At 55.1% G+C, this 9,521-nt stretch carries 8 protein-coding genes; 1 reads left to right on the top strand and 7 read right to left on the bottom strand.

Features of this window, described 5'->3' with window-relative positions:
* Window positions 1–91 precede the first annotated feature (91 nt).
* Entirely contained in the window at window positions 92–568 is a 477-nt protein-coding gene (locus NXT00_RS08425) for an RDD family protein (RefSeq protein WP_259158714.1), read from the top strand.
* A gap of 31 nt (window positions 569–599) precedes the next feature.
* Here NXT00_RS08425 and NXT00_RS08430 read toward each other — a convergent pair whose 3' ends face one another.
* From NXT00_RS08430 to sucB, 7 genes are all read right to left on the bottom strand, one after another.
* Entirely contained in the window at window positions 600–1,367 is a 768-nt protein-coding gene (locus tag NXT00_RS08430; RefSeq protein WP_259080362.1) for a DUF4191 domain-containing protein, read from the bottom strand.
* Between the two features lie 39 nt (window positions 1,368–1,406).
* Window positions 1,407–2,453 (bottom strand): lipoyl synthase, encoded by a 1,047-nt coding sequence (lipA, locus tag NXT00_RS08435; RefSeq protein ID WP_259080366.1) that lies wholly within the window; start codon window positions 2,451–2,453, stop codon window positions 1,407–1,409.
* Window positions 2,454–2,493: 40 nt separating this feature from the next.
* The gene (gene lipB / locus NXT00_RS08440) at window positions 2,494–3,246 is read right to left on the bottom strand and encodes a lipoyl(octanoyl) transferase LipB (protein WP_259158715.1); all 753 of its coding nucleotides are present in this window, start codon (window positions 3,244–3,246) and stop codon (window positions 2,494–2,496) included.
* A gap of 95 nt (window positions 3,247–3,341) precedes the next feature.
* Window positions 3,342–3,734, bottom strand: a complete 393-nt coding sequence (gene gcvH / locus NXT00_RS08445) for a glycine cleavage system protein GcvH (RefSeq protein ID WP_259080370.1) — start codon at window positions 3,732–3,734, stop codon at window positions 3,342–3,344.
* A gap of 10 nt (window positions 3,735–3,744) precedes the next feature.
* A complete protein-coding gene (gcvT, locus tag NXT00_RS08450; RefSeq protein ID WP_259080372.1) occupies window positions 3,745–4,845 on the bottom strand; it encodes a glycine cleavage system aminomethyltransferase GcvT in 1,101 nt (366 codons plus the stop codon).
* A gap of 8 nt (window positions 4,846–4,853) precedes the next feature.
* Window positions 4,854–7,676 (bottom strand): aminomethyl-transferring glycine dehydrogenase, encoded by a 2,823-nt coding sequence (gene gcvP, locus NXT00_RS08455; RefSeq protein ID WP_396124966.1) that lies wholly within the window; start codon window positions 7,674–7,676, stop codon window positions 4,854–4,856.
* A 580-nt stretch (window positions 7,677–8,256) separates the two neighbouring features.
* Window positions 8,257–9,521, bottom strand: a 1,265-nt coding sequence (sucB, locus tag NXT00_RS08460; RefSeq protein WP_259158717.1) for a 2-oxoglutarate dehydrogenase, E2 component, dihydrolipoamide succinyltransferase, incomplete at its 5' end; no start/stop codon positions are given.

A 9,521-nucleotide genomic window follows, 5' to 3' on the forward strand; every position in this document is an offset into this window, starting at 1 on the left:
TCATATCTTATAGTACGTACGTTTCTGTCGAGTGACCAAAAAGCTTCATTTTTTTGGGTGGACCTACCCAAAGCAATGATAAATTAAAGATATGTCTAAATCGCAGCGCAGGTCCTGGTTAGACGGGCCCGAAATCCCCGCGGAATTCTCCGAGCACGGCCCCGCACGCTGGCCAGGAGAACACTTAGGCCTACCAGCACATGGCCCAAACTCTCTAGCATCGGTCATAAGGCGCGCCGGGGGAGTGACCATTGATTGGATCGGCTGCTGGATAGTTGCTGCCTTTATCAATATATTCACCAGCGTGTTGGGCGGCACCGCAACGTTGACGTATCTTCTCTTCATTGTGCTCGGTGTTACCACCGTTACCCTATTTGCCCGCACCCCTGGGCAAGCGGTACTCGGCATGGGAGTCGCACGTATCGATTCAGCCAATGAGCGCGTTGGCTTTGTGCGGGCTCTTGCCCGTACTGTTTTTACCGCTCTTGTCCTGCCTGCCGCCATGGTTGATACTGATGGGCGCGGCATGCACGATAGAGCCACGGGAACCGCCGTCATTATGGCTTAAAAAATCCCCGACCGTGGTCAGGGATTGCTCTTTATGGTTTCTCTTGCCGAGATGCGTGCCGGCGAGCGCGCCTATTCATTCCAGATACCCGCCCGCCCTTGGGCAGCGGACCTTTGGGAATCCCCGCGAGTCCTTGAGATTGAACCTTATCCATGGCATCGACGCGCGCGGCAATTTCGTAGACATCATCTTTTTTGTAGATCCGCTTGAGCCGTACCAAACGACTTTGAAGTTTGCGCAGCGGCACCTCATCCTCGCCGTCGCCGACGATCATGCGGGTGACAGGAACACCTGGAACCAACCTATTCAGGCGTTTTTCCTGCTGCTTAAAAAGGGGCTCGAGGCGGTGCTTTTCGCCCTCACCGACCAGGACGATACCGCAGACACCGATGGTGCGATGAACGAAATCCATATGAGTGTTTGAAGCAACAGCAGGTTTGGTTTTCCACACCACACCCAATCCGCTGCGCAGATTCTCTAAGGCCCACCCCGCGGCACCGGGCTGATCTGAGGCTTGGTTATAGACACTATTTTGCAGGCGCCTGGAAAAAACCCACATTGCTAGCGCCAGACCGGCACTTAGTCCAAGCGCGAGCATAAACCACTGGCCACCGACGAAGACGCCGATCAGGAAGAAGACGAGACCCATACCTAAGATACTGAGCAGCATCAAAGGCACTAAGGCCTTATCCTGCTTGCGCTGCATATTAAAGGCTTGTCTTAATTGCGACCATGTCTGTCGACGTTGGGCACGTTTAGCCGCGCGCTGTTCTTTTTTCGATACCTTCGGATCTGCCATGTCCTCTAGATTACCGATCAAAAGTCAAATAGGGGAATTTTAGCGGAAAGATCCTACGGGAGTGTCCTGGCTTTCGCCATATTTTTCCAAGAGCGTTGAAGCTTCCTGCGCTGTGCTCCCAGTAGCGGTATCCGCTAGGTGGCTGAGATTATCGGGCAGAGTCTCCCCGCGCGCCGCCAGGGCCTCCGCGTACAGCTTGCCAGCCCGGTAAGAAGACCGAACCAGTGGCCCCGACATCACAGCTCCGAAACCGATCTCATAAGCGAAATCGCGATGCTCGATGAATTCCTCAGGCTTCACCCACCGGTCGATGGGGTGATACAGAGGTCCAGGGCGCAAATACTGCGTGATGGTGATAATATCGCAGCCCGCCTCATGAAGATCCACTAATGCCTCCCGGATTTCCTCAGGGCTCTCACCCATGCCCAAGATGAGGTTCGATTTAGTAATCAACCCATAATCGCGGGCTTGCCGGATCACATCCAAGGAGCGCTCGTAGCGGAAGGCAGGGCGAATGCGCTTAAAAATCCGCGGTACGGTTTCGAGGTTGTGAGCAAATACCTCCGGGCGTGAGTCAAAGACCTCTGCGAGAAGATCTGGTTTGCCGGAGAAGTCCGGAACGAGATTTTCCACCCCGGTGTGCGGGTTGAGCTCATGGATCTGCCGTACAACTTCGGCGTAGAGCCACGCGCCTTCATCGTCCAGATCATCACGGGTCACTCCGGTGATGGTGGAATAGTTAAGTTGCATCTCTTTCACGGATTCCGCAACCCGGCGCGGCTCGTCACGATCGAGAGGTTCCGGCTTGGCGGAATTGATCTGGCAGAAGTCACAGCGGCGCGAGCAATTAGAACCACCAATGAGGAATGTCGCCTCTCTAGATTCCCAGCACTCGTGGATATTTGGGCATCCGGCCTCTTGGCATACGGTATGCAGGCTGGCACCAGAGACTTTCTTCTTCATGTCTTGGTACTCAGGGCCTGTTTTTACCGCGGTGCGAATCCAGCGCGGCTTAGACTCAATAGGGGTCTGGGAATTACGCGCTTCAACTCGTAGTAATCTGCGTCCGTTCGGTGCTGTACTCACACCTTGGAATGTACTAGCTAAACCGCTATGTGTCGAAACCTTAACCTTGAGCCCGTGGAGTCTTCGTGGGGTCACTGGCTACGTCGAAGCTATGGTCACTGACGGCCAAACTGCCAGCAAAGGCGTGCTCCAGAGCGGTGAGAGTGGGCTCAATCATCTCCTCCACAGTGATCTCTCGGCCTAATTCAACGCTGAGAGTGGTTACCCCCGCATCTGCAATACCGCAGGGAATAATGTGGTCATAGTACTTCAGAGTATTACAGCAATTCAGGGCTAGTCCGTGCATAGTGACCCCCCGCGTGATCCTAATACCCAATGCAGCAATTTTGCGGTGGAAGTGATGATCACCAGGGATCCACACACCCGAGCGCCCGTCTACCCGGCCAGCGCCTTCTAAGCCCTTATTGCGCACCACTTTTATGAGGGCCTCTTCTACACGACGCACATAATCCACCACATCAATGGGATCGGCAAGTTTGATAATAGGGTAGGCCACCAGCTGTCCTGGCCCATGCCAGGTAATCCGCCCTCCGCGATCCACGTTGATAACAGGAAGTCCGTTGTGGGGGCGGTCTTCTGGTTGGGTCCGCTTGCCCGCGGTATAGATCGAGGGATGCTCGAGAACCAGAATGGTATCGGGGATCTCCTCAGCTGCGCGTTGCTGTGCGAGCTCCGCTTGCATCTCCCACGCAGTGAGATAGTCCACGACCCCGAGGCGCTGAATGGCGATGGGCGCATCGGAGTGGCGGATCGAGAGATGTGGGGGGAAGAAGGGCTTGCGCGGAGCTGTCATAATTCTTCAATCTAGTTCTGGACCCCACAAATTCCCAATTACCACCGCGTATCACCGAGTGCATAACTCGCGGTGATCACGGATGTTACCTGCTCCTAGGCGTCCACTCCATTTTCTTTGGCGTAGTCTGCGGCAGTCATGAGGTCTCCTACTGCGGAAACCTCTACGCTAAAGAGCCACCCCTGGGAGTAGGGATCATCATTGATGAGGGAATAATCATCGTGGACATCGTTATTGACTGCGACTACGGTGCCAGAGACAGGGGAATAGAGATCGGATACTGACTTTGTGGATTCTACTTCTCCGCATATATCGCCAGCGATCACCTCCTCACCCACACCTGGTAGTTCGGCGAAGACAACCTCGCCAAGGCGATCTGCTGCGATATGTGTGATTCCAACCTTAACGGTGGTACCTATGGCCTGATCTTTCAGGCGATCGATCCATTCGTGTTCGATTGAATAGGAAAAATCTTGAGGTAGAGACACGGTGTACTCCTTAGTGCTTGTGTTGTCGGTGATAAAAGGGCAAGGGCGTGGTGGTGAAGGGATATCGTCTGCCCCGAATCTCGGCCTCTATAGGGGTTTTATTGTGGTGATACCCATGCTCAATATAGGCTAGGGCAATCGGATATCCGAGGGTGGGCGAAGGCTGGCCCGAGGTGACAACTCCAATGTCTGTGTTGCCGACAAAAAGACGATCGCCCGCCCGCGCCGCCCGCTTGCCCGTTGAACTGATACCCACAAGAATTTTTGTGGGGTGCTGTGCTGCTAGGAGAGCATCACGACCGATGAAGTCGCCCTCGGAGCTTATGACAAAACCGAGCCCGGCATCATAGGGATTTTTCTCTCGGGTTAATTCGTGGCCGTACAGTGGCATGCCCGCCTCCAAGCGGAGTGAGTCGCGGGCTGCTAGGCCACAGGGTAATAACCCCAGTTGCGCGCCTTTATCAATAAGGAGGGGCCACAGCAGATGGGCCTTGTCGGGGGTGAGAAAGATTTCGAAACCATCCTCACCGGTATAGCCGGTGCGTGCAATGAGGATATCCATGCGGGCGATCGTCGTCTCGGTGGCGCTGTAATAACTAAGCGTACTGATCTCACTGGGGTCTGCGGCGAGCTGCTTGAGCAGATTTTCGGAGTTCGGTCCCTGAACCGCGATAAGAGCGACCTCGAGGGTGGCGTCATGCAGGACTATAGTAAAGCCCTCAGCGCGCCGGGTGAGCTCTTCGACCACTACAGCGGTATTACCGGCATTGGGTACGACCAGAAAGCGCTGCTCTCCCAGGCGATAAACGATGAGATCATCGATAATTCCGCCGCGTTCGTCGACGATCATGGTGTATTTGGCCTTGCCGATTTTTATCTCCGAGAGCGTAGATACCAGGGCATAATCTAAGAAACGGGCGGCATCTTCGCCGGTGATGAATACTTCACCCATATGGGATAGATCAAAAAGCCCCACCCGCTCCCGTACCGCGCGGTGTTCTTCTAGCTCTTTGCCGTATTTCAGCGGCATGAGCCACGGGCCGAACGCTGTAAAAGTGGCAGATAACTCCTCGTGCTCATGGTGGAGAGGGGAATGTATCAACGTGGTCATAGGGATCCTTACTGTTGGGGTTCTGCAAAAGCTGCTGGCGGCGGGCAGGCGCAGGAGAAATTGCGATCTCCCCATGCCTCATCAAGGCGGGCTGATGCGGGGAAGTACTTCGTTGTGCTCGGTCCGGCGGGGAATCCAGCCTGTTGACGGCTAAAGCTATGCTCCCATCCATCGGCCATTAGTGCGCGAGCCGTGAACGGGGCGTGGCGGAGGAGGGAATCCTCATAAGCTACCGCGCCAGACTCAATCTCTGAGATCTCTTCAGCAATGGTGCGAAGAGCTGCGATAAAACGATCCAACTCGGATTTATCTTCGGATTCCGTGGGCTCGATCATTAATGTGCCAGGCACGGGGAAGGACAGGGTTGGGGCGTGGAAGCCGAAATCGATCAGCCGCTTCGCCACGTCGGTGGCGGTGACGTGGGTGCGTTCGGTGATATCTCGCAGATCGATAATGCACTCGTGGGCTATGAGACCGCCCTCGCCGGAGTAGAGGATGGGGAAGAAATCGCGCACGTGATGGGCAATATAATTAGCCCCAAGAATAGCCATTCCGGTCGCCTCCTTTAATCCTTCAGCTCCCATTAATGCGATGTAGGTCCATGAAATGGGTAACACGCCAGCTGAACCATAAGGGGTGCCAGAAATCGGGATGCCCGCGAGCTCCGCGGCGGGGACTGCGGGATCGACACGATGGGCAGCTGTAGGTAAGAAGGGCACAAGGTGCTCGGCAACGGCCACGGGACCTACTCCAGGCCCCCCGCCACCATGGGGAATGGTGAAGGTTTTGTGGAGATTCAAGTGGGATACATCGCCGCCGAAATGCCCAGGACGGGCGATCCCGGCGAGCGCATTGAGATTAGCGCCATCGATATATACTTGTCCTCCCGCGCCATGAACCTTTTCGCACACTGTGCGAACCGTATCCTCAAAGACGCCATGGGTTGAGGGGTACGTGATCATAATGCCTGCGATTGCGCCGGCGTGGGCTTCTAGTTTGGCTTCGAGATCTTTTAAATCGATAGAACCATCGGGGGCAGTTTCTACCACGACAACACGCATATGGGCCAAGGTAGCCGAAGCCGCGTTGGTTCCGTGCGCAGACTGCGGGATGAGCATGATATCGCGGGCATCATCACCTCGGCTGAGATGGTAGCGCCTAATGGCGATCAGACCCGCAAGCTCCCCTTGAGAACCCGCATTCGGTTGGATGGATACGCGAGCATAGCCAGTAATAGTGGCCAGCCACTCTTCGATTTCTGCGATGAGATCCAACCATCCCTGAGTAAAGCGGACTGGCGCAAAGGGGTGGATATGGGCAAATTGAGGCCATGAAATCGGTTCCATGGCGGTGGTGGGATTCAGTTTCATCGTGCACGAACCCAAGGGGATCATGGTGCGATCGAGAGCTAAATCTTTATCCTGCAACCGGCGCATATAGCGCAGTAATTGAGTTTCAGAGTGCGCTGAGGAAAAAATTGGGTGCCTTAACGCTGGTTCCTCGCGGCATAGCGATGGTGGATAGGGGCGCGCAGGAGCTGGCTGGTATGGGGCGTTGAAGGCAGTAAGTAACTGCACGACATCACGCTTGGTGGCGGTTTCGCCGAAAGCGACTGAGACTTTATTCTCACCAATGACTCGCACGAGATAGCCTTGATCGGCGAGTGCGGTGGCGATGCTCTCGGCTCGGTTCGGGCAGATGACGGTTACGGTGTCAAAGAAATCAACACTGGATAGCTGCCCGCCTGCTACGTCGATTGAATGGGCAAAGTCAGAGGCTAGGGCGTGAACGCGGTGACTAATGGCGCGTAAACCTTTAGGGCCGTGCCACACGGCGTACATCGACGCCGCCACTGCTAATAGGGCCTGCGCCGTGCAAATATTACTGGTGGCCTTCTCACGGCGAATATGCTGCTCGCGGGTTTGCAGAGCGAGGCGATAAGCGCTAAGGCCCGCGGCATCCTTGGATACACCAACGATGCGCCCCGGCATCAAGCGCTTCAAGGAATCCGTACACGACATAAAGGCAGCGTGAGGCCCACCGAAATAAAGCGGTACCCCAAATCGCTGCGACGAGCCTACCGCAATATCGGCGCCCAATGTACCGGGAGAACGTAAAACCTGGAGGGCAAGCAGGTCAGTGACTACAACGGTGAGCCCACCACGAGCGTGAATATCGGAAATAATGGGAGCGGGATCGATAAGATCGCCCTCGGTCCCGGGATAAGCGATCACCGCGCCGATGAGATCGTCGCCCTTGGTGCCGGCAATATCATCACTAATGACTACCTCGAGTCCTAAGGTGCGTGAACGCTCCGCCGTTACCGCGAGCACCTGAGGGTGAAGGCGAGAATCGATTATAACGCGCCGCCCTTTTCGTTTCGCTCGAGCCATCAGTCCCACGGCCTCGGCGGTGGCGGAGGCTTCATCTAGCAGGGAAGCATTGGCAACGGGTAGGCCAGTAATCTCGATGATCATCGTTTGGAAGTTCAGCAGCGCTTCGAGTCTCCCCTGGGAAATCTCCGGCTGGTAGGGCGTATAGGCGGTATACCAACCAGGATTTTCTAAAATATTGCGCCTAATAACGCTGGGCGTGATAGTGGAGTAAAAGCCTTGGCCATAAAAGGAATGCAATTCCACATTGCGGTTGGCATATTCGCGCAGCTTGGCGGTGGCCTCGTATTCGCTGGCTGCTGGCGGAAGATCAATGGTCTGTGTATCGATAATAGACTGCGGCATCGCTGCAGTAATGAGCTCATCTAATGAGCTAAAGCCCAGACTGTTGAGCATATCGGCTTTGTCCTGCGAGTCGGGGCCGATATGGCGATCCATGAACTGTGCGGATAGGTAAGTATCTGACATACGGTCTCCTAAGACCTAGGTTACATTTATGCAAATGTGTGATGTAAACCATTGTATGCTGCTTGCGAGGTTTTGGCCGGGCTTCTACGGTAGCCATGCCGTGGACACAAGCTGAGGCACTGCTTATGCAGACCGACGCGCTGACCAATATGGTTGAAATAGTTGGTTATGTGGAGACAGAACTTAAATGCTGTGGAGAATAGCGCTACGTTTTCTCTACCTGCAAGGACGAAAATGCCTGGAGCTAGCAGCGCGCTGCCTAAGCGCCGTCAGGTTGCCATCTGGCTGCTGAAAATAGCCAAGGTTGATTCAAATGGGCAGCCCGCAAGGACTCAGTTCGCACTTGGTGATCGGAAGAAAGAGAGGAGACCAAATTTTCCTCACCTCTGCCCCCCCCGGACAGCAATAATCGAAGCGCAGAAGATTTTACAATCTAAAGTTCGAGACCTTCGGTGCACCAACAACAAGGAGCGGCTTCCACGTGGTGTGGAAGCCGCTCCTTAAACAATTCTCAGATCTTCATGCTCTGAGATATCAGGTAGGCAATCTCTTAGAGTTCGAGATCCGCTTCGAAATTGCCAGTCTCCAAACGATCCTTGATCGTCTGAGTAAAGCGGCCAGCGTCCGCTCCATCGACAACTTGGTGATCGTAGGTGAATGGGATATAGCACATCTGGCGGATCGCAATCGCATCACTACCGTTAGCGCTGATCACCACTGGCCGCTTCTGGATAGCTGCGGTGCCCAGAATACCTGCCTGTGGTGGTACCAGGATTGGCGTATCCGACAAGGCTCCAGCCGAACCGATATTTGTGATGGTGAAGGTAGCTCCGGTGAGATCTTGTGGCTTGAGCTTATTATTGCGAGCTCGGTCAGCCAAGTCAGCAATCTGTTGGGCAATCTCAGGGAGGGAAAGATCTTGAGCCTTGTGGATCACAGGGGTGAGCAAGCCACGGGGGGTATCAACCGCGATGGCGATATTGACATCCTCGTGATAGGTCATTTCCTTTGTCTCAGGATTATAGGAAGCATTGACATTCGGGTGGGAAACCAAAGCTTCAACGGTCGCCTTGACGAAGAACGGCAGGTAGGTGAGGTTGACACCGTGCTTGTCTTGGAACTGCGGCTTCTTTGCCTTACGCAGTTGAGCAATAGCGGTGACATCGACTTCTTGCAAGTGAGTCAGTTGAGCTGCCGTCTGTAGGGCTTCGACCATCTTCTTGGCGGTGATCTCGCGGATACGGTTGACCTTCTTGGTGGTACCGATGAGGTCTTGCTTCTCCGGATCAACAGCTACCGTCGACCAGCGAGCCCGAGGTCCGGTAGCTTCTGGTGCTGCTGGGGCTTTGCTGGTGTCAGCAGCGGGCGCGGCCTTTTGCGGTGCATTCTTCTCTTCAGCAGCCTTGATAACGTCCTGCTTGCGGATGCGTCCGCCCACGCCGGTGCCGGTGAGAGTTGAGAGCTCGATGCCGTGTTTATCGGCCAGCTTCCGAACCAATGGGGTGACGTACGGAACTCCATCAGTATTGACCTTGGTTGAGCCTGTCGCTTCTTTCGGTTGCGACTTCGACTCGGACTGAGCTGCTGGTTGTGCTTGTGGCTTGGCTTCAGCTTTGGGCTCTGGCTTAGCCTCAGGCTCTGGCTCAGGCTCGGACTTGGCCTCTGGCTCAGGCTCGGACTTGGCCTCTGGCTCTGGCTCAGGCTTGGTCTCTTCCTGAACGGCATCGGGGTCGCCGATGCGCACAATGACGTCACCGACGTCAACGGTATCGTCTTCCTCGAACAGGATCTCCACGATCGTGCCGGCCACGGGGG

Source organism: Corynebacterium sp. ES2715-CONJ3, assembly GCF_024814365.1.
Taxonomy (GTDB): domain Bacteria; phylum Actinomycetota; class Actinomycetes; order Mycobacteriales; family Mycobacteriaceae; genus Corynebacterium.

What these genes read in the sequence shown, in the direction of transcription:
- NXT00_RS08425 (WP_259158714.1), top strand. Translation starts at nt 92, where the DNA reads ATGTCTAAATCGCAGCGCAGGTCCTGGTTAGACGGGCCCGAAATCCCC.
- NXT00_RS08430 (WP_259080362.1), bottom strand. Translation starts at nt 1,367, where the DNA reads ATGGCAGATCCGAAGGTATCGAAAAAAGAACAGCGCGCGGCTAAACGT.
- lipB (WP_259158715.1), bottom strand. Translation starts at nt 3,246, where the DNA reads ATGACAGCTCCGCGCAAGCCCTTCTTCCCCCCACATCTCTCGATCCGC.
- gcvT (WP_259080372.1), bottom strand. Translation starts at nt 4,845, where the DNA reads ATGACCACGTTGATACATTCCCCTCTCCACCATGAGCACGAGGAGTTA.
- gcvP (WP_396124966.1), bottom strand. Translation starts at nt 7,676, where the DNA reads ATGGATCGCCATATCGGCCCCGACTCGCAGGACAAAGCCGATATGCTC.